Here is an 18,854-nt window from a genome sequence, read left to right as displayed (position 1 = left end):
CAGCCCTGCAATGCTGCCCCGCGCCGAACAGAAGCAACAGACCCGAATTGCCCTGATGGATGCTGCCCGTCATTTGATGGAATGCGGCCGAGGGTTCGGTAGCCTGAGCCTGCGGGAAGTCGCCAGGACAGCGGGTATCGTGCCCACCGGTTTCTATCGACACTTCGACGACATGGACCAACTGGGCCTGGCACTGGTCAGCGAAGTCGGCCAGACCTTCCGTGAAACCATCCGCCTGGTGCGTCACAACGAATTCGTCATGGGCGGCATTATCGATGCCTCAGTGCGGATCTTTCTCGATGTGGTGCAAGCCAATCGCTCGCAGTTCCTGTTCCTGGCGCGCGAGCAATATGGCGGCTCCCTGCCGGTACGCCAAGCCATCGGCCAACTGCGCGAAGGCATCAGCTCGGACCTGGCTGCCGACCTGGCCTTGATGCCCAAGCTGCAGCACCTGGACCTGGCCGGGTTAAGCGTGATGGCCGACCTCATCGTCAAGAGCGTGTTCGCCACCCTGCCGGACATCATCGACCCACCCGCCGAAGCCTTGCCCGAGCACCTCACCCCGCAGGTGAAAATCACCCAACAACTGCGGTTTATCTTTATTGGCCTCAAGCATTGGCAAGGGTTGGGCAGCACCGAGTAACTGGCACCCTACTTCACTGTGGGAGCGAGCTTGCTCGCGATGGCGATGTGTCAGCCGACACTGATATTGGCTGTTCCACCGCTATCGCGAGCAAGCTCGCTTCCACAGTTTTCTCGTGCGCCACAATATGGTGCGCGCAATCAGAGTGCGCACCAATACGGAACACAACCTAACGTCTCCTGAAACACCATCCCAGCATTCCTAGCGCTATTTCCTACACTCCCTTCGATTGGCAAGCCCCTTGCTCTAAACACAGCACCGTTCATTGCTGGAAGCACTCCGATGCTGGTGATTCACCGCAGAATCGATACTCAACCGCGCTGGGACGCCGAGCTGCACCTGACCTTCGATGCCCGCAGCAAAAGCCGCCTGCGCTGTTTCAGTGCCGAGGGTGAGGATGTGGGGTTGTTTCTGGAGCGAGGCCAGCCGCCGCTGTATGACGGCGAATGCCTGCAGGCCGAAGACGGTCGTATCGTGCGTGTCTGCGCCCGCCCCGAACAACTGCTGCACGTCACCTGCGCCAATGCGTTCGAACTGACTCGCGCGGCCTATCACCTGGGTAACCGTCATGTCGCCTTGCAAGTGGGCGCTGGCTGGTTGCGCCTGCTGGACGATTACGTGCTCAAGGCGATGCTCGAACAACTGGGCGCCAGCGCCGAACCCATCGAAGCCCCATTCCAGCCAGAACATGGCGCCTATGGCGGCGGCCATCATCATTCACGCCACGGTGACGAAGATTTCAACTACGCGCCACGCCTGCATCAATTCGGCGTGCGCACATGAACCCGGCCTGGGCGCTGCTGCGTCTGGCCAGCCCGCAATTGCCGATTGGCGGCTACAGCTATTCCCAGGGGCTGGAAATGGCAGTGGATAACGGCCAGGTCAAAAATCCCGACGATGCGCGCCGCTGGATCAGCGATCAATTGCTGCTGAACCTGGCACGTTTCGAAGCGCCCTTGCTGCTGGCCCACTGCAGCGCAGCCGCCGCCGACGACTGGGATGCCCTGCTGCGACACTGCGAAGAACACCGCGCCAGCCGGGAAACCCGCGAGCTGCACCAGGAGAGCCGGCAGATGGGCTATTCGTTGCAGCAGTTGCTGGGCGGCTTGCCGGAACTGGATGTCGCCGCGCGGCGCTTTCTCGAACAACGCCGCGAACCGCACCTGGCCCTGGGCTGGGCCCTGGCTGCCCGCGCCTGGCGTATCAGCCCTCAGGACGCCCTCGCCGCCTGGTTGTGGAGCTGGCTGGAAAACCAACTGGCGGTGCTGATGAAAACCCTGCCCCTGGGCCAGCAAGCCGCCCAACGCCTGACCAGCGAACTGCTGCCGCTGCTGCAACAGGCCCAGCACAACGCTTCGAACCTCGACCCCGATCATTACGGCAGCGCCGCGTTTGGCCTGTCCCTGGCGTGCATGGCCCATGAGCGCCAGTACAGCCGTCTGTTCCGTTCCTAGGAGACACTCATGAATACACAACCTCTGCGCGTCGGTATCGGCGGCCCGGTGGGCTCCGGCAAAACCGCCCTGACGCTGGCCCTGTGCCTGGCTCTACGTGAACGCTACAACCTGGCGGTCGTCACCAACGACATCTACACCCGCGAAGACGCCGACTTCCTGGTACGCAACGAGGCCCTGGCGCCGGAGCGGATCATCGGCGTGGAGACCGGCGGCTGCCCGCACACCGCCATTCGCGAAGACGCCTCGATCAATCTCGAAGCGGTGGACCAGTTGAACCGGCGCTTCCCCGGCCTGGATCTGATCCTGGTGGAATCGGGCGGCGACAACCTGTCGGCGACCTTCAGCCCGGAGCTGTCGGACCTGACCATCTATGTGATCGACGTCTCGGCCGGCGACAAGCTGCCACGCAAGGGCGGACCGGGCATCTGCAAGTCTGACCTGCTGGTGATCAACAAAATCGACCTGGCACCGCTGGTGGGCGCGTCCCTGGAAATGATGGACAGCGACACCCAGCGGATGCGCAACGGCAAGCCGTTCGTGTTCAGCAACCAGAAGACCGGCCAGGGCCTGGACGCCATCATTGCGTTCATCGAGCGCCAGGGACTGCTGACCGCTGCCTGATTTTTTCGACCTTCAACAAGGAAAGCTATCCATGACATTCAAACGCATCCTCGGCGCCCTCGCCCTGCTGCTGACGCCGGCCCTGGCCTTCGCCCACCCCGGCCATGGCGACAATGGCCTGATCGCCGGCCTCGGCCATCCCATCGGCGGGCTCGATCATTTGCTGGCAATGCTGGCAGTTGGTTTGTGGGCCGCGCAGCAACAAGGTGCCGCGCGCTGGGCGCTGCCATGCACCTTCGTTGCCGCCATGCTGATCGGCGGTTCGCTGGGCTTTGAAGGCATGAACCTGCCGGCGCTGGAAAGTGGGATTGCCGCTTCGGTGCTGGCCCTCGGCCTGGCGGTGGCATTGGCGGTACGTCCGCCGTTGAGCCTGGCGGTTGCTGCAACGGCCGTGTTTGCGCTGTTCCATGGCGTGGCCCACGGTTTGGAGCTGCCAGCCATGTCGAGCCCGTGGGCCTATGCGGCAGGGTTCGTCGCGGCCACGGCGGCGCTGCATGGCGCAGGTTTCGCCCTGGTTCGCGTGTTGCCGCGCGCGGCTGCACCTCTGGTGCGGCTGGCCGGGGCGGCTTCGGCGGCGACTGGGGTTTGGTTGTTGGCGGGCTGATTCTTTAGCGCCTGCCCGGCCGCTATCGCGAGCAAGCTCGCTCCCACAGTTTGATCGGGGTGCACCGGCCCTTGTAGAAGCCAGCCTGCTTCCACAGCTTGATCGGGGTACACCGGCCCTGGTAGTAGCCAGCCTGCTTCCACAGTTTGATCGGGGTGCACCGGCCCTTGTAGAAGCCAGCCTGCTTCCACAGCTTGATCGGGGTACACCGGCCCTGGTAGAAGCCAGCCTGCTTCCACAGTTTGGTCGGTGTACACCGCCCCCTGTGGGAGCGAGCTTGCTCGCGATGACGGACTTACAGGCACCACCTCTCTGGAGTCGGTCACTCTGCTACCATGTCGCGCAATCGCCCCCTGCCGTGACGACGTCCGCCAATGCCTGATGCTTCCCGCCCCGCCCCTCAGCCTGAATTGACCGCCCTGTTCGCCACGGTGCGTCAGCATTTTCACGACGTGATCGTACCAATGTGGCTAGGCCCGGGCTGGAATGCCGAATTGGCATTGCCCTATGAATCCCTGGACGCCGAACACACGCCGCTGCCCCCCCAGCGTTACCGCGCCATGGCCTGTGCGCGACAGTTGTATGTGTTCGCCAGCCTGATCGGCGAAGTGCCCCAGGCCGAGGAACGAGCTGGCGCCCTGTTCCGCTCGCTACAACGGCATTTCCACGATGCCGAGCACGGCGGCTGGTTCTACAGCATCGACCCGCAAGGCACGCCGCTGGACACCGGCAAAGACCTCTACACCCACGCCTTCATCCTGTTCGCCTGCGCCCATTACTGGGGCAAAGTCCGCGAGCCGCTGGTGGAATCGGTACTCAACGCCGCCCTGGAAGTCATCGGCCGACGCTTTGCCAGCGCAGACGGCCTCTACGAAGCCAGCCTCAAGCGCGATTGGTCGACGCTCGGATCCGGCCCGTTGCAAAACCCTTTGATGCACTTGGCCGAAGCCTTCCTCGCCACCCTCTCGGTTCGCGAAGACGCCAACGTCCGCCAGGCGCTGCTGAGCCTGTGCGACGGCATGTTCAAGCGTTTCATCGACCCGCAACAGCGCGTCATGATGGAGAAACCGCTCAAGGCTGTGGATAACTGGTTCGAGCCGGGGCACCAGTTCGAGTGGTATTTCCTGTTGGCCTCCTCGCCCCTGCTGCGCGACGGCAAGTTGCACACCGCCCTGGAGCGCAGCTTCGGCCTCACCGAGCAACAAGGCGTGAACCCACAGTCCGGCGCTGTCTGCGCCATGCTGAGCCTGGTGTCGCCCGCTGCCCCGCGAGACGCAACCCAGCGCATCTGGGCCCAGGCCGAGTACCTGCGCGCACTCACATTGCGCCCGGGTAGCCAAGCGGTGTTGCTGCATCAATTGCAGGCGCTGCAGCAACTTTTCCTGCACGCCAAGGGCTGGAACGAATGCCTGGACGCCGATGGCATCGTCAGCCGTCGGGACATGCCGTCCACCACGCCGTATCACCTGCTGACCTGCTACCGCGGGTTGGCCGAATATCTGGCGTAACGCCTCTATGCCTTGTTGCGCTCGATGGCAAACCCGGCCCAGGTCTGGCTTACCGGCATCAGCTCCAGGCTATTGATATTGATGTGCGCTGGCGTGTTGAGCACCCAGAAGATGGTGTCGGCAATGTCCTGCGGCTGGATCGGCTCGGCCCCGGCGTAGGTGGCGTTGTAGCGCTCCTGATCGCCGCCGAAACGCACCAGAGAGAATTCGCTCTCGCACAGGCCCGGCTCGATATTACTCACCCGCACCCCGGTACCTTGCAGGTCGCAGCGCAGGTTCAGGGAGAACTGTTTGACGAACGCCTTGCTCGCGCCATACACATGGCTGCCCGGGTACGGGTAGTTGCCGGCGATGGAGCCTAGGTTGATGATCCCGGCGCCACGACCGTGGGCGATCAACCGTGGTAGCAGCAGACGAGTGCTATAGATCAGGCCTTTGACGTTGGTGTCGACCATCGTGTCCCAATCATCGAGGTCACACTTGGGCGCCGGGTCAACGCCCAGGGCCAGGCCGGCGTTGTTGATCAGCCCGCGCAACGTGGCGAAAGACGGCGGCAGGTTGGCAATGGCTTCTTCCATGGCCTTGCGATCACGCACATCCAGCACCAGGCCATGGACCTCAGTCTGCTTCGACAGCTCGGCGCACAGGGCATTGAGGCGTTCTTCACGACGACCGGTCAGCACCAGCTTCCAGCCAGCCTCGGCAAAACGACGGGCACAGGCTTCACCAAAACCGGACGTCGCACCGGTGATAAACAGGGTGTTGGACATCGTGTTCTCCTTGCTTCGGGCTTAAGGCAGCCATTTGAATGGAAATCGGCCAACAGCATGCCCGGCCTGACACGCTACCGGCAAGGCTTGCGGGAACAAGCTTTTGGTGCCGTAGCTGTTCATAAAACAATCAATTGCCGCCAAGCCTTATCAGACAAGGCTTGCAGCCAATTGCCCGCACCTTATCCACAGGCACGTCCACAGTAATCGGGGGCAAGTGCAAACGCTGCAAGCCGCTGTGCACAAGGCTTTGCGGAGCATTTGAAATTTATTTTCCCTTGACCGCACAACGCGGGTTGTGCAGCTAAAGTTTTCTGCTATAAGCCACAGCTCAGGGAGCGATGGCTCCAAGCCAGTAACGGCGGCCCTCAGCGCGGTCTTTCCAGAGTTTAGTCACAGACTTATCCACAGGCTTGCCGACAAATTTTCGCGCCCTTGGCGCTGTGCATAAAAGGGTTGACAAGCCTCGCTCCAGCTCGATCAAAAACCACTGATCAAAAAACAACCACAGGCCTGGAAGCCACGGTTTGAAAGGCTTTCAGCCAGATACTCCCACGTTACCCACAGTCGGCTCCACAGCAAACGGGGACAAGTCAAAACTGTGACAAAACAACTATTTGCGGCGACTTTATGTCGCGGTTTGGCAAGGGTTCAGGATTGTTGTCCACAATTCTTCACTACAAAGAAAATCCCTGCGGGAGCGAGCATGCTCGCGAAGGCGGTGGGTCAGCGCCCCATCAAGTGACTGACGCTCCGCTATCGCGAGCAAGCTCGCTCCCACAGGGATTTAGCGGTGGATTCCGGAAATAAAAAACCCGGCGATCACTCGCCGGGCTTTGTCATTGCTGCACCCGCCTCAATGCCCGCCCAGATACGCGTTGCGCACCTCTTCGTTGGCGAGCAGCTCCTTGCCGGTGCCGGTCAGACGGATTTCACCGTTGACCATCACATAGGCTCGGTCCGACAGCCTGAGGGCGTGGTTGGCGTTCTGCTCCACCAGGAAGATGGTCATGCCGGTGGCCGCCAATTCACGCAGGGTAGCGAAGATCTGTTTCACCACGATCGGTGCCAGCCCCAGGCTCGGCTCGTCGAGCAGCAACAACTTCGGCCGGCTCATCAACGCCCGGGCGATGGCGAGCATTTGCTGCTCGCCGCCAGACATGGTCATGGCCCGCTGGTTGCGCCGCTCCTTGAGTCGCGGAAACAGTTCGAACATACGCTGCATGTCTTCACTGGCGTACTTGTCACCGATGGGGATGGTGCCCATCAGCAGGTTTTCCTCGACGGTCATGTCAGGGAATACCCGCCGCCCTTCCGGCGACTGCGCGATGCCGTGGGACGCGATGTAGTGGGACGATTTGTGGGTGATGTCCACGCCCTGGTAGATGATCTGCCCGCTCGCCGCTCGCGGCTGGCCGAAAATCGACATCAGCAGCGTGGACTTGCCGGCACCGTTGGAGCCGATAAGGCTCACGGTCTCGCCTTCGCCGATGTGCAGCGAGACTTTTTTCAAGGCCTGGATCGGCCCGTAGAACACGTCCAGTTCCTTGAGTTCGAGGATAGGCCCACTCATACCAGCTCCTCTTCATCGGCACCCAGGTAGGCCGCAATCACTTTCGGGTCGTTGCGAATCGCCTCGGGACCGCCCTCGGCGATCACCGTGCCGTGGTCCAGCACCACGATGTGGTCGGAAATACTCATTACCATGCCCATGTCGTGTTCGATCAGCACCACGGTCAGATCGTGCTCGTCGCGCAGCAGCCGGATCATTGCGCTCAGCGCTTCGGTTTCCTGAGGGTTGAGGCCTGCGGCCGGTTCGTCGAGGCAGATGATCTGCGGACGGGTGCACATGGCCCGGGCAATTTCCAGACGGCGCTGCTGACCGTAGGAAAGCTCCCCGGCGAGGCGGTTGGCACAATCCACCAAGTCCACCACCTCCAGCCAGTAGAAGGCATGGTCCAGGGCATCGCTTTCAGCCTTGCGGTAGCCCTTGGTGTTGAGGATGCCCGCCACCAGACTGCGGTTGACCCACATGTGCTGGGCCACCAGCAGGTTTTCCAGCACCGACATTTCCTTGAACAGGCGAATGTTCTGGAAAGTGCGCGCCAGGCCGGCGCGGTTCACCAGATGGGTGCCGCCGAACATTTTGTAGTACATCCGGCTGGCGAAGGATTTCGGCGATACAAAGTCCGTCGGACGAAACGCCTCGCCCAACAACTTGATGACATCGGTCTGCTCACCACGCACATTGAGTTCGATTTTGCCGCCCGTGGCCTTGTAGAACCCGGTCAGGCAGTTGAACACCGTGGTCTTGCCCGCGCCGTTGGGGCCGATCAGGGCGAAGATCGAGTTGCGTTTGACTTGCAGGCTGACGTCATTGAGGGCCTTGATCCCACCAAATTGCATCATCAGGTTTTCGACAGAGAGTACGACTTCGCTCATGGCGCTACTCCTTTACGCGGCGTCACACCCGTGCGACTGATGCGGATCAGGCCGCGAGGGCGCCAGATCATCATCAACACCATCAGTATTCCGAACAGCAGCACACGGTACTCCGCGAAGCCGCGCAGCAGTTCCGGGGCGACGGTCAGCACGAAGGCCGCAATCACCACGCCAATGGTCGAGCCCATGCCGCCCAGCACCACGATGGCGAGGATCAGCGCCGATTCGAAGAAGGTGAACGATGTCGGGTTGACGAAACCTTGGTAAGTGGCGAAGAACACCCCGGCCAGGCCGGCCGTCGAGGCACCGATGGTGAATGCCGAGAGTTTGACCAGGACGTGGTTCAGGCCCATTGAGCGGCAGGCGATCTCATCTTCACGCAAGGCCTCCCAGGCACGACCGACCGGCATGCGGGTCAGGCGATGCTTGATGTACAACACGGCCAGTACGACAAGGAACAACACCGCGTAGATGAAGTAGTACTTCACGTCCGGGTTGTAGGCGATGCCGAAAAACTCATGGAACGGGACACCGCCGTCCTTGGCTCTTTTACCGAACTCCAGACCGAAAAAGGTTGGCAACGGTGCCGGCATGCCGTTCGGGCCACCGGTCAGGCTCAGCCAGTTATTGAGGATCAACCGGATGATTTCACCGAAGCCCAGAGTCACGATCGCCAGATAGTCACCATGCAAGCGCAACACCGGAAAACCGAGGATGCAACCGGCCAGCCCCGCCGTGATCGCAGCCAGTGGCAGCACCGTCCAGAACCCCAGCCCCAGGTACTGATAGCCGAGCGCCAGTCCATAGGCACCAATGGCGTAGAACGCCACGTAGCCCAGGTCGAGCAGACCGGCCAGGCCGACCACAATGTTCAAGCCCAACCCCAGCAGCACGTAGATCAACCCAAGGATGACCACGCCCAGCAGGTATGAGTTGGAGAAGAACGGGAACACCACGGCGATGACGATCACCAGCGGGATGATCCAGCGCAACCGGGTTTTATAATCAGGCGGCAGTACATGAACCCCGGAACCGGTGCTTTCGAAGCCTTCCAGAATTTTCAGGCCCTTGGGCGTTTGCAGGAACAGGCCCAGGGCAAAGCGGCCAGCCATGACGATGGCGACAATCCATGCCACACGGGTCGGTTGCAGGTTGAAGCCGTAGCCGTCCAGGACCACGCCGACAATCGGGCCGAACACAATCAAGGCGACAAGACCGGCAAGAATCGCGTCAACCAGGCTTCTTTTGAGATCAATGGTTTTTTTAGTGGTTGATGACATCGCTTACACCTTCGACACAAGAGGACGGCCGAGCAGACCTTGAGGCCGAAAGACCAGAACGAGAACGAGCAGCGAGAAGCTGAAGACGTCTTTGTAGTCCGAGTTGACCAGGCCGGAGAACAGCGACTCGGAGATCCCGAGAATGATCCCGCCGAGCATCGCACCAGGCAGTGAGCCGATCCCGCCGAGTACCGCTGCGGTGAATGCCTTGATGCCGATGATGAATCCGGCATAAAAGTCGAACGTGCCGTAGTTCATGGTGATCAGCACGCCGGCCAGGGCCGCCATCGCGGCACCGATGATGAACACGTAGGAAATCACCCGGTCGGTATTGATCCCCAGGATCGAGGCCATCTTGCGGTCTTGCTGGGTCGCGCGGCACATGCGGCCGAGCTTGGTGTACTTGATGACGTAGGTCAGCAGGGCCATCCCGGCAAACGCTGCGACCAGGATGAAGACCTTGGTGTAAGTCAGTTGTACGAAGCCCGTGCCGACTTCGACGCGCCAGGCCCCCGTCAGCAGGGTGGGAACGCCTTGCTGCTTCGCGCCCTGGGCGATCTGTGCGTAGTTTTGCAGGATCAGCGAAATACCGATGGCGCTGATCAGCGGTGCCAGTCGGGTGGAGTTACGCAAGGGTTTGTAGGCGACACGCTCGATGACCCAGCCATACACCGCCGTGACGACGATGGTGAAGACCAGTGTGCCGAGCATCAGTAGAGGGAAGGATTCAATACCGAAGTATGCCAGCAGAGCCAGACTGATCGCCGCGAGGTACGCAGAGATCATGTAAACCTCGCCATGGGCGAAGTTGATCATGCCGATGATGCCATAGACCATTGTGTAGCCGATGGCGATCAGGCCATAGACCGACCCGAGGGTCAGGCCGTTGACCAGTTGCTGCAGGAAAATACCATCCATAACGCAATCTCACGCAATTGGAGAGACTGCACAACCTCGGAGGGCGCGACGACGAGCCCGAGGCTCCGCGCCCCCGAAGATGTGCGGCTCGTAGAGAAAAAACAGACGGGCCTTTTGGCTAATGCCAATCCGCAAAGGGTGAACACAGTCTCTGCGGCAAGGAAGCGGGCTCCCTTGCCGCAGGCCGGTCATCCCTTCAAATCACTTCTGTTTTTCCAATTGGTGATATTTGCCTTCCTTGTCCCACTCGTAAACCACGTAGTCGGAGACTTTCAGGTCGCCCTTGGCGTCCCACTCCTTCTTGCCCATTACCGTCTGGACCGAGTTGGCCTTGAGCCACTTGGCTGCGGCTTCACCGTCGTTTTTCTTGGCGCCATTGAAGGCAGCCGCGAGGGTCTGGACCGAAGCGTAGGCGTACAGGGTGTAGCCTTCCGGCTCAGTGCCCTTGGCACGGAATGCGTCCACCACGGCCTTGCTGTCTGGCAGCAGGCGCGGGTCGGCACCGAAGGTCATCAGCACGCCGTCGACAAATTGCGGGCCGCCAGCGGTAGTGACCAGTTCGTCGGTCACGATACCGTCGTCGGACATGAACTTGACGTCCTTGAGGCCTTGCTCACGCAGTTGACGAACCAGGGGCCCGGCTTCCGGGTGCAGGCCACCGAAGTACACGACATCGGCACCGGCGCCGCGGATCTTGGTGACAATGGTGCTGAAGTCTTTTTCGCCACGGGTCAGGCCTTCATACAGCACCGGCTTCACGCCACGTTTTTCCAACTGCGCCTTGGTCGCATCCGCCAGGCCCTGGCCGTAGGTGTCCTTGTCGTGCAGCACGACGACTTTCTTGCCCTTGAGCACGTCGACGATGTAGTCGCCGGCGACGATGCCTTGCTGGTCGTCACGCCCGCACATACGGAACATGGCGCTCAGGCCGCGCTCGGTAACAGCCGGGTTGGTAGAACCCGGGGTGATGGCGATGATGCCTGCTTCGTCGTAGATCTCGGAGGCCGGGATGGTCGACGAAGAGCAGAAGTGACCGACCACACCCGCCACTTTCTGGTTGGTCAGGTCCTTGGCTACCGTAACGGCCTGCTTCGGTTCGCAAGCGTCATCGCCCTTGACCAGCACGATCTTCTCGCCGTTCACGCCGCCCTTGGCATTGACCTCGTCTGCCGCGGCCTGTGCACCCTTCATGTACTGTTCGCCAAATGCCGCGTTGGCGCCTGTCATGGGACCCGCTACGCCGATCTTGATGTCGGCCTGTGCAAACGCAGAAACACCCAGCGCAGTTGCCACTGCGAGGGCCAGAAAGCCTTTCTTGTAAAACGTCTGGGACATGAGGTGGTGCTCCAAGGTTTTTTTTAGTTGGCACTGCGACTTCATTTCACTGAGAAGCTAAGAGCAAGGGCCGTGCCATCGGTTTTTTATTCTGAAAAAAGTCGCTGCTTTATTGTTATTTCGACTGTTTCGGGCCCTTTTTCATGGGGCGTGCAACCGTCTAAACCGCACGAGGTGCAACCTTTCATCTAATTAGGTAAAACCCTCCATGAGCCATCATTGCAACCATCGCATGAAACGACGTGCAACCACTGTGTAACAACCTACGTCACCGAACTGCACACTGTCGGTGCGCGACTGCTACAACCCGCACCATAACAGGCTAGACGCTGCGCCGGAAAACGTCGGTTCCGGCAACATTTTTCAACACTCAAATCACGATCCGCAGGCACTGGCCCGCGTGATACAACGAAAAACCCGCCTCATACAAACAACTGCGCAAGCCCACCCCGGCCAATGGCTGCATGGGCGCGAAGGGAATCGGCAGCGCCTTGGTGTCACCGTGGCACAGGTAATCGGCGAAGGCCTTGCCCACCACCGTACCGGTGGTCACGCCCCTACCGTTATAGCCAGTCACGGCCACCAGGCCCGGGGCAGGTTCGAACAGGCGCATCAGATGATCGGGCGTGAAGGCGATGCAACCGGTCCAGGTGCATTCCCACTCCACCGGCTTGAGGTAGGGGAAATAGTGCTGTTGCACCCGGTCGGCCCAGGCCTTGAGGAACCAGGTCGGCTTGCGATTGCCATTGCCCAGGCTTCCCAGCAGTAACCGACCGTCCTTGTCCCGACGGATGCTGCTCAACACCTGGCGCGTATCCCACGAACCTTGCCCACCCGGCAGAATGCGTCGAGCCGCCTCATCGGTCAGCGGGACGGAGGCCACCTGGTAGTAATAACCGGGGAAGAAATTACGCCGCAGCTCGGTCCAGTCGCCTTCGGTATAGGCGTTGGAGGCGATCACCACCTGCTCGGCCAGCACCGCCCCCTGGGCGGTCTGCACCGACCAGCGCTGGCCCTGACGCTCCAGGCGTGTCACAGGTGAATGGTCGAACAACTGGCCACCCAGGTCCTTCGCCGCCTTGGCCAACCCGCTGGTATAGGCCATCGGGTTGAGTGTACCGGCGCGCCGATCGAGCAAAGCCGCGGCGATCTTGGATGTGCCAGTGGCCTCGGCACAGACCTGGCCGGTGAGCAATTCCACCGGGGCTCCGCGGCGTTTCCATTGTTCTTCGCGACTGCGCAGGTCCGCCTCGCCCCTGGCGTTATGGGCCATGTGCAAGGTGCCTTCGCGGCGCAGTTGGCAATCGATGTTGTATTTGTCGACGAGGCTGAACACCAATGCTGGCGCGGCGCCCAGCATGCGGTTGAGCTGGCTGCCCACCGCTTCGCCGAAGCCGGCCTCGATGTCGTCCGGCGGGATCCACAGGCCGGCGTTCACCAGGCCGACGTTACGTCCCGATCCACCGTGCCCGGCCCGATGGGCCTCCAACACGGCAACACGCTTGCCCTGTTCCAGCAAGTGCACCGCTGCCGACAGGCCGGTGAAACCGGCACCGATCACACAGACATCGACGGTGATTTCGCCCGTCAGCGCAGTGTTTTCGGGCCTTTGCGGCGTCAGCTTTTCCCACAGACATTCTTCGCGTAACGGCATTGCCAGACTCCGGAAATGAAACCCAACCATCACACTATTCAGTGTGGGAGCGAGCTTGCTCGCGATAGCGGTCCTTCAGTCACTTCCCTATTGGATGTGCCGCCGTCATCGCGAGCAAGCTCGCTCCCACCGGCGATCTTCATGAGTTGAAGAGCCGGCCCAAACGACCTCAGTCGAAGGTAATCCCCTGCGCCAACGGCAACTCCAGCGAGTAGTTCACGGTGTTGGTCTGGCGGCGCATGTAGCCGCGCCAGGCGTCGGAGCCGGATTCGCGGCCGCCGCCGGTCTCTTTCTCACCGCCAAAGGCGCCGCCGATTTCCGCGCCGCTCGGGCCGATGTTGACGTTGGCGATGCCGCAGTCGCTGCCCACCGCCGACATGAACTGTTCGGCCTCACGCACGTCGGTGGTGAAGATGCATGACGACAGGCCCTGGGGCACGGAATTGTTCAACTGCAGGGCCTGGGCGAAGTCCTTGTAGCTGACCACATACAGGATCGGTGCGAAGGTTTCGCTGCGCACGACGTCACTCTGCTCCGGCATCTCGACGATGGCCGGAGACACGTAGTAGGCATTCGGGAACTGATCCTCGAGTTGACGCTTGCCGCCGAACACCCGCCCGCCTTCGCTCAAGGCCTGCTCCAAGGCATCCTGCATGTTGTCGAAGCTGTGCTTGTCGATCAGCGGCCCGACCAGGTTGCCTTCCAGCGGATGGCCGATGCGCACTTTCGAATAGGCGGCCTTGAGACGGGTGACGATCTCTTCTTTCACCGATTCATGGGCAATCAGCCGGCGCAGGGTGGTGCAACGCTGGCCGGCGGTGCCGACGGCGCTGAACAGGATGGCGCGCACGGCCATGTCCAGGTCGGCGCTCGGGGCCAGGATCATCGCATTGTTGCCGCCCAACTCCAGAATGCTGCGGGCAAAGCGCGCGGCGACTTTCGGCGCCACTTCACGGCCCATGCGGGTGCTGCCGGTGGCGCTGATCAACGCCACGCGCGGATCGTCCACCAACGCTTCACCGGCATCACGCCCACCAATGATCACCTGGCTCAGGTAGGGTGGCGCATCGCTGAAGTTTTTCAGCACACGCTCGAACAGCGCCTGGCACGCCAGGGCGGTGAGCGGCGTTTTTTCCGACGGTTTCCAGATCACCGCGTTGCCGCACACCAGAGCCAGCGTGGTATTCCAAGCCCAGACCGCGACGGGGAAGTTGAAGGCGCTGATCACCCCGACCACGCCCAGCGGGTGCCAGGACTCACGCATATGGTGGCCTGGACGCTCGGAGGCGATGGTCAGGCCGTACAACTGACGGGACAGGCCGACGGCGAAATCGCAGATGTCGATCATCTCTTGCACTTCACCCAGGCCTTCCTGGGTGATCTTGCCGGCTTCCCACGACACCAACTCACCGAGATCGGCCTTGTACTCGCGCAGCAGATCGCCGAACTGACGGACCAACTCGCCACGACGCGGGGCCGGCACTTGGCGCCATAGATCGAAGGCATGTTCGGCGCGACTGACTTGTTGCTCGACCTCGGCGGCACCTTCCCAGTTCACGGCACCGATGCGGCTGCCATCGATGGGCGAATGCACCGGTTGTGCGCCGTTCTGGTACAGGGCCGGGCTAACGCCCAGACGATCAAGCAATGCAGCAACCATGGGGATTTCCTCAAACGAAAGACAAAGGATTGGCAGCCGGACGATCACGGCTGATCAGACCTGTAGTTGTAGCTGGCCTGAGTCTTGCCAACAAACGACCTTTAAGCGAGATATCATTCCGTTTATTCATGCTGCCCCTCCCCAGATAAGCAGAGCGACAAGAAATAAGGCCTCATCATGCTCAATAAACGCTACCTGCCGTCGATCACGGCGCTGCAGTGCTTTGAAGCGGTGACCCGTCACCTGAGCTTCACCCGCGCCGCCGAAGAGCTGAACCTGACCCAGAGCGCTGTCAGCAAACAGGTCGCGCAACTGGAAGAATTGCTGCAGCACCTGCTGTTCCGGCGCGTGCGCCGCCGTTTGCAGCTGACACCAGCAGGGGATTTGTACTTGGCAGAGGTGCGAAAAATCCTCACACAGGTAGAAATGTCCACTCACTACCTGCGTTCCTACGGTGGCGACACCGAAGTCCTGCGAGTATCTACGCCACCAACCTTCGGTGCGCGCTGGCTGGTCCCGCGCCTGAAGGGCTGGCGCCTGCGGCATCCGACGATTCATCTGGATCTGTGCAGCGAGCAGGAAGCCGACGACTTGCTGCAAGGGCGCAGCGACCTGGCGTTCTACTTCGGCCAAGGCTCGCGGGCCGGCACCGAATCGCTGAAGCTGTTCGGCGAAGAGCTGGTGCCGGTCTGCGCGCCGGGCAGCCTGCCGGACCAGCCCTTCACCGACCCGACCCAACTGGCCGACCTGGTGCTGTTGCAAAATGCCTCGCGCCCCCAAGCCTGGCACGATTGGTTCGACAGCCAGGGCTACCACACCGAACACAGCTACCACGGGCCACGCTTCGAGACCTTCTACATGTGCATCCGTGCCGCCCAGGTCGGCTGCGGCGTCGCCCTGCTGCCGAAGTTCCTGGTGGAAGAAGAACTGGCCGACGGCAAACTGATCATCCCCTGGCAGCATGCGATGCCAAGCACCAATGCTTATTACCTGGCCTACCCCGAGCACTCGGCGGAAGTGCCCAAAGTGCGGCTTTTCGTGGAGTGGATGTTGGAGCAGATCGAGAGCGCGGATACACCGCAGCAATAAGCCACAGAGAACTCTCTTTGCCAAAAAAGCCCCAGTGACCAAAAAAAACTGGCAATCATCATGAGTGATATGCGCCACTAACCCCCTCAACACAACCGCTGCACCCCGCTGCCCACCGCAGCGGCCTGTCTGGAGATTCCCGTTATGAGCGAGAGTGTGTTTGCCGATCGTATCGTGCAGAACCTGCTCGACACCGACTTCTACAAACTGACGATGATGCAGGCGGTGCTGCACAACTACCCCAACGTCGAAGTCGAATGGGAGTTTCGCTGCCGCAACAGCGAGGACTTGCGACCGTATCTGGCGGAGATCCGCTTCCAGATCGAACGCCTGGCCGAGCTGAGCCTGAGCGCCGACCAGTTGGGCTTCCTGGAACGCATCAGCTTTCTGAAGCCGGACTTCCTGCGTTTCCTAGGCCTGTTTCGCTTCAACCTGCGCTACGTCCACACCGGCATCGACAATGGCGAGCTGTTTATCCGCCTGCGCGGGCCGTGGTTGCATGTGATTCTGTTCGAAGTGCCGTTGCTGGCCATTGTCAGCGAAGTACGCAACCGCTATCGCTACCGTGAAGTTGTCCTGGAGCAGGCGCGGGAACAGTTGTATCGCAAGTTCGACTGGCTGACGGCCAACGCCAGTACCGACGAATTGGCCGAACTGCAAGTCGCCGACTTCGGCACCCGCCGTCGGTTTTCTTACCGCGTCCAGGAAGAAGTCGTGAATGTGCTCAAGCACGACTTCCCCGGACGTTTCGTCGGCACCAGCAACGTGCACCTGTCCCGAGAGCTGGATATGAAACCCCTGGGCACCATGGCCCATGAATGGATCATGGCCCACCAACAACTGGGCCCGCGGCTGATCGACAGCCAGATCGCCGCCCTCGATTGCTGGGTGCGCGAGTATCGGGGCCTGCTGGGGATCGCGCTGACCGACTGCATCACCATGGACGCGTTCCTGAAGGACTTCGATCTGTTCTTCGCCAAGCTGTTCGACGGCTTGCGCCATGACTCCGGTGATCCGGTGATCTGGGCCGAAAAAGCCATCGTTCACTATCACAAGCTCGGCATCGACCCGATGAGCAAGACCCTGGTGTTCTCCGATAGCCTGACATTGCCCAAATGCCTGGAGATTTTTCGGGCGTTGCGTGGTCGCATTAATGTCAGCTTCGGTATTGGTACCAACCTGACTTGTGACATTCCAGGTGTAGAGCCGATGAGCATCGTGCTTAAAATGATCAGCTGTGACGGGCAACCCGTGGCCAAGATTTCAGACGAGCCCGGCAAGACCCACTGCAAAGACCCGAATTTCGTCGCCTACATGCGACACGTTTTCCAAGTACCTGCCGCCCTTTCTGACATATCAAGCAAGGAGTGAATTCATGCAAGCCGTACAGCGTGAGATTGCTGAACAGCTCAAGGTCCAGCCACCGTTCACCGATGACGCCGCCCTCAAGGCCGAAATCGCCCGCCGGGTGAGCTTTATTCAGGATTGCCTGGTCAACTCCGGGCTCAAGTCCCTCGTCCTGGGCATCAGTGGCGGGGTCGACTCGTTGACCGCCGGTCTGCTGGCCCAGCGTGCCATGCGCGAGCTGCGGGAAAAAACCGGTAACGCGGCCTACAAGTTCATCGCCGTGCGCCTGCCGTACGAAACCCAGTTCGACGAGCATGAGGCACAAGCCTGTGTGGACTTCATCGACCCCGACGAGCGCCATACCGTCAACATCGGTCCGGCGGTCAAGGCCTTGGCCGAGCAAGTCGCGGCATTCGAAGGCAAGGCGGCGGTCTCGCGGGACTTCGTGCTGGGCAACACCAAGGCGCGGATGCGCATGGTGGCGCAATACACCATCGCGGGGACCGAGCAGGGCCTGGTGATCGGCACCGACCACGCGGCCGAAGCGGTGATGGGCTTCTTCACCAAGTTCGGCGACGGCGCCTGCGACCTGGCGCCGTTGAGCGGCCTGGTGAAAAACCAGGTCCGGGCCATCGCCCGTGACTTTGGCGCGCCGGAATCGCTGGTGGAAAAAATCCCGACCGCCGATCTCGAAGACCTGTCGCCAGGCAAGCCGGACGAAGCCTCCCACGGCGTGACCTATGCCGAGATCGACGCGTTCCTGCACGGCAAGCCGGTGCGGGACGAGGCGTTCAAGATCATTTGCGAAACCTATCGCAAGACCGAGCACAAGCGGGTGATGCCCTACGCGCCGTAACTTCGAAGGTGCCTGAACTGGCGCCATCGCGAGCAAGCTCGCTCCCACAGGGGTCTTCATCAAACACAGAATTTGTGTCAGATGAAGCTCGCTCCCGCAGGAGGTGCGGTTATTGCCGGACACAAAAAAAGCGCCCTGCACGGGGGCGCTTTTTTTGTGCCTGAAGCGGATTACTTCAGGGTAACGGTGCCTTTCATCATCGAGATGTGGCCTGGGAACGAGCAGAAGAAACCGTATTTTTCAGCGGCATCGAGTTTCGATACGTCGAAAGTCACCGAGTCTTTCTCCCCGGCACCAATGATTTTGGTGTGGGCGATGATGCGAGCATCACCTTCTTTCAGGTAGTTCTTGTCGACGCCAGCGGCCAAACCATCGGTGGCGATCGGCTGCATGTCAGCCTCTTTGCTCAGCACCCAGTTATGGCCCATGACGTTTTTCGGCAGGCTGCCCGAATGCGTCAGCTCAACGGTGAAGGTCTTGCAGCTCTTGTCGATCTCGATGGCCTTGGTGTTGAAGGACATCTGGTCGGTCGAGTCGATGGTGGTCTTGCACTCCGCTGCCATCAGTTGGCTGCTGGCCAGCGTCAACAGGGATACTGCAACAAGTTTGGCAAACATCGTGAATCTCCAAGGCATGGTTAACAAAATTCCGTCAAAGGGGAAGACTGCCT

18 protein-coding genes are annotated in these 18,854 nt (G+C 60.8%); 9 read left to right on the top strand and 9 right to left on the bottom strand.

Annotated elements, in window-relative coordinates; all coding sequences use genetic code 11:
- Nucleotides 1–10: 10 nt before the first annotated feature.
- From J9870_RS02905 to J9870_RS02880, 6 genes are all read left to right on the top strand, one after another.
- Nucleotides 11–643 (top strand): TetR family transcriptional regulator, encoded by a 633-nt coding sequence (locus tag J9870_RS02905; protein ID WP_210642624.1) that lies wholly within the window; start codon nucleotides 11–13, stop codon nucleotides 641–643.
- Nucleotides 644–925: 282 nt separating this feature from the next.
- Nucleotides 926–1,426, top strand: a complete 501-nt coding sequence (ureE, locus tag J9870_RS02900; RefSeq protein ID WP_210642623.1) for an urease accessory protein UreE — start codon at nucleotides 926–928, stop codon at nucleotides 1,424–1,426.
- On the top strand, nucleotides 1,423–2,097 hold the full coding sequence (locus J9870_RS02895) for an urease accessory protein UreF (RefSeq protein WP_210642622.1): 675 nt from the start codon (nucleotides 1,423–1,425) through the stop codon (nucleotides 2,095–2,097). The genes ureE and J9870_RS02895 overlap by 4 nt, the downstream gene beginning before the upstream one ends.
- Nucleotides 2,098–2,106: 9 nt before the next feature.
- The gene (gene ureG, locus J9870_RS02890) at nucleotides 2,107–2,721 is read left to right on the top strand and encodes an urease accessory protein UreG (RefSeq protein WP_210642621.1); all 615 of its coding nucleotides are present in this window, start codon (nucleotides 2,107–2,109) and stop codon (nucleotides 2,719–2,721) included.
- Nucleotides 2,722–2,752: 31 nt separating this feature from the next.
- Entirely contained in the window at nucleotides 2,753–3,325 is a 573-nt protein-coding gene (locus J9870_RS02885) for a HupE/UreJ family protein (protein ID WP_210642620.1), read from the top strand.
- A 374-nt stretch (nucleotides 3,326–3,699) separates the two neighbouring features.
- Nucleotides 3,700–4,833, top strand: coding sequence for an AGE family epimerase/isomerase (locus J9870_RS02880; protein WP_210642619.1), 1,134 nt, complete (start codon nucleotides 3,700–3,702; stop codon nucleotides 4,831–4,833).
- A 5-nt stretch (nucleotides 4,834–4,838) separates the two neighbouring features.
- Here J9870_RS02880 and J9870_RS02875 read toward each other — a convergent pair whose 3' ends face one another.
- The 8 genes from J9870_RS02875 to J9870_RS02840 form a co-directional block, all read right to left on the bottom strand.
- Nucleotides 4,839–5,603, bottom strand: a complete 765-nt coding sequence (locus J9870_RS02875) for an SDR family oxidoreductase (protein ID WP_210642618.1) — start codon at nucleotides 5,601–5,603, stop codon at nucleotides 4,839–4,841.
- 856 nt (nucleotides 5,604–6,459) lie between these two features.
- On the bottom strand, nucleotides 6,460–7,176 hold the full coding sequence (locus tag J9870_RS02870) for an ABC transporter ATP-binding protein (protein WP_210642617.1): 717 nt from the start codon (nucleotides 7,174–7,176) through the stop codon (nucleotides 6,460–6,462).
- The gene (locus tag J9870_RS02865) at nucleotides 7,173–8,045 is read right to left on the bottom strand and encodes an ATP-binding cassette domain-containing protein (RefSeq protein WP_210642616.1); all 873 of its coding nucleotides are present in this window, start codon (nucleotides 8,043–8,045) and stop codon (nucleotides 7,173–7,175) included. The genes J9870_RS02870 and J9870_RS02865 overlap by 4 nt, the downstream gene beginning before the upstream one ends.
- Nucleotides 8,042–9,325, bottom strand: a complete 1,284-nt coding sequence (gene livM, locus J9870_RS02860; RefSeq protein WP_210642615.1) for a high-affinity branched-chain amino acid ABC transporter permease LivM — start codon at nucleotides 9,323–9,325, stop codon at nucleotides 8,042–8,044. The genes J9870_RS02865 and livM overlap by 4 nt, the downstream gene beginning before the upstream one ends.
- A gap of 3 nt (nucleotides 9,326–9,328) precedes the next feature.
- Complete coding sequence (locus J9870_RS02855; RefSeq protein ID WP_058546549.1) at nucleotides 9,329–10,243, bottom strand: branched-chain amino acid ABC transporter permease; 915 nt, start codon at nucleotides 10,241–10,243, stop codon at nucleotides 9,329–9,331.
- A gap of 201 nt (nucleotides 10,244–10,444) precedes the next feature.
- Nucleotides 10,445–11,578: an ABC transporter substrate-binding protein gene (locus J9870_RS02850; RefSeq protein WP_210642614.1), complete on the bottom strand. Its 1,134-nt coding sequence runs from the start codon at nucleotides 11,576–11,578 to the stop codon at nucleotides 10,445–10,447.
- Between the two features lie 370 nt (nucleotides 11,579–11,948).
- The gene (locus J9870_RS02845; RefSeq protein WP_210642613.1) at nucleotides 11,949–13,232 is read right to left on the bottom strand and encodes an FAD-binding oxidoreductase; all 1,284 of its coding nucleotides are present in this window, start codon (nucleotides 13,230–13,232) and stop codon (nucleotides 11,949–11,951) included.
- A 169-nt stretch (nucleotides 13,233–13,401) separates the two neighbouring features.
- Nucleotides 13,402–14,892 carry an aldehyde dehydrogenase family protein gene (locus J9870_RS02840; protein ID WP_210642612.1) on the bottom strand — a complete coding sequence of 497 codons (1,491 nt, stop codon included), beginning with the start codon at nucleotides 14,890–14,892 and terminating at the stop codon, nucleotides 13,402–13,404.
- A gap of 177 nt (nucleotides 14,893–15,069) precedes the next feature.
- On the opposite strand from J9870_RS02840, the gene J9870_RS02835 reads away from it, so the two are divergent.
- The 3 genes from J9870_RS02835 (at nucleotide 15,070) to nadE (ending at nucleotide 18,184) form a co-directional block, all read left to right on the top strand.
- On the top strand, nucleotides 15,070–15,981 hold the full coding sequence (locus J9870_RS02835; protein ID WP_210642611.1) for a LysR family transcriptional regulator: 912 nt from the start codon (nucleotides 15,070–15,072) through the stop codon (nucleotides 15,979–15,981).
- Between the two features lie 144 nt (nucleotides 15,982–16,125).
- Nucleotides 16,126–17,352: a nicotinate phosphoribosyltransferase gene (gene pncB, locus J9870_RS02830; RefSeq protein WP_210642610.1), complete on the top strand. Its 1,227-nt coding sequence runs from the start codon at nucleotides 16,126–16,128 to the stop codon at nucleotides 17,350–17,352.
- A gap of 4 nt (nucleotides 17,353–17,356) precedes the next feature.
- A complete protein-coding gene (nadE, locus tag J9870_RS02825; protein ID WP_210642609.1) occupies nucleotides 17,357–18,184 on the top strand; it encodes an ammonia-dependent NAD(+) synthetase in 828 nt (275 codons plus the stop codon).
- A 170-nt stretch (nucleotides 18,185–18,354) separates the two neighbouring features.
- Here the strand turns inward: nadE and azu are convergent, their stop codons facing one another.
- Nucleotides 18,355–18,801: an azurin gene (gene azu / locus J9870_RS02820; protein WP_210642608.1), complete on the bottom strand. Its 447-nt coding sequence runs from the start codon at nucleotides 18,799–18,801 to the stop codon at nucleotides 18,355–18,357.
- Between the last annotated feature and the right edge of the window lie 53 nt (nucleotides 18,802–18,854).

The sequence above is a fragment of the Pseudomonas sp. Tri1 genome, from assembly GCF_017968885.1.
Classification (GTDB): Bacteria; Pseudomonadota; Gammaproteobacteria; order Pseudomonadales; family Pseudomonadaceae; genus Aquipseudomonas.
The sequence above is the reverse complement of the archived record's forward strand: the minus strand, read 5'-3'. Positions and strand labels throughout refer to the sequence as shown.

What these genes read in the sequence shown, in the direction of transcription:
- J9870_RS02905 (WP_210642624.1), top strand. Translation starts at nt 11, where the DNA reads ATGCTGCCCCGCGCCGAACAGAAGCAACAGACCCGAATTGCCCTGATG.
- J9870_RS02840 (WP_210642612.1), bottom strand. Translation starts at nt 14,892, where the DNA reads ATGGTTGCTGCATTGCTTGATCGTCTGGGCGTTAGCCCGGCCCTGTAC.
- J9870_RS02865 (WP_210642616.1), bottom strand. Translation starts at nt 8,045, where the DNA reads ATGAGCGAAGTCGTACTCTCTGTCGAAAACCTGATGATGCAATTTGGT.
- J9870_RS02845 (WP_210642613.1), bottom strand. Translation starts at nt 13,232, where the DNA reads ATGCCGTTACGCGAAGAATGTCTGTGGGAAAAGCTGACGCCGCAAAGG.
- ureG (WP_210642621.1), top strand. Translation starts at nt 2,107, where the DNA reads ATGAATACACAACCTCTGCGCGTCGGTATCGGCGGCCCGGTGGGCTCC.
- J9870_RS02855 (WP_058546549.1), bottom strand. Translation starts at nt 10,243, where the DNA reads ATGGATGGTATTTTCCTGCAGCAACTGGTCAACGGCCTGACCCTCGGG.
- pncB (WP_210642610.1), top strand. Translation starts at nt 16,126, where the DNA reads ATGAGCGAGAGTGTGTTTGCCGATCGTATCGTGCAGAACCTGCTCGAC.
- J9870_RS02875 (WP_210642618.1), bottom strand. Translation starts at nt 5,603, where the DNA reads ATGTCCAACACCCTGTTTATCACCGGTGCGACGTCCGGTTTTGGTGAA.
- J9870_RS02880 (WP_210642619.1), top strand. Translation starts at nt 3,700, where the DNA reads ATGCCTGATGCTTCCCGCCCCGCCCCTCAGCCTGAATTGACCGCCCTG.
- J9870_RS02850 (WP_210642614.1), bottom strand. Translation starts at nt 11,578, where the DNA reads ATGTCCCAGACGTTTTACAAGAAAGGCTTTCTGGCCCTCGCAGTGGCA.
- J9870_RS02835 (WP_210642611.1), top strand. Translation starts at nt 15,070, where the DNA reads ATGCTCAATAAACGCTACCTGCCGTCGATCACGGCGCTGCAGTGCTTT.
- J9870_RS02895 (WP_210642622.1), top strand. Translation starts at nt 1,423, where the DNA reads ATGAACCCGGCCTGGGCGCTGCTGCGTCTGGCCAGCCCGCAATTGCCG.
- nadE (WP_210642609.1), top strand. Translation starts at nt 17,357, where the DNA reads ATGCAAGCCGTACAGCGTGAGATTGCTGAACAGCTCAAGGTCCAGCCA.
- azu (WP_210642608.1), bottom strand. Translation starts at nt 18,801, where the DNA reads ATGTTTGCCAAACTTGTTGCAGTATCCCTGTTGACGCTGGCCAGCAGC.
- livM (WP_210642615.1), bottom strand. Translation starts at nt 9,325, where the DNA reads ATGTCATCAACCACTAAAAAAACCATTGATCTCAAAAGAAGCCTGGTT.
- J9870_RS02870 (WP_210642617.1), bottom strand. Translation starts at nt 7,176, where the DNA reads ATGAGTGGGCCTATCCTCGAACTCAAGGAACTGGACGTGTTCTACGGG.
- ureE (WP_210642623.1), top strand. Translation starts at nt 926, where the DNA reads ATGCTGGTGATTCACCGCAGAATCGATACTCAACCGCGCTGGGACGCC.
- J9870_RS02885 (WP_210642620.1), top strand. Translation starts at nt 2,753, where the DNA reads ATGACATTCAAACGCATCCTCGGCGCCCTCGCCCTGCTGCTGACGCCG.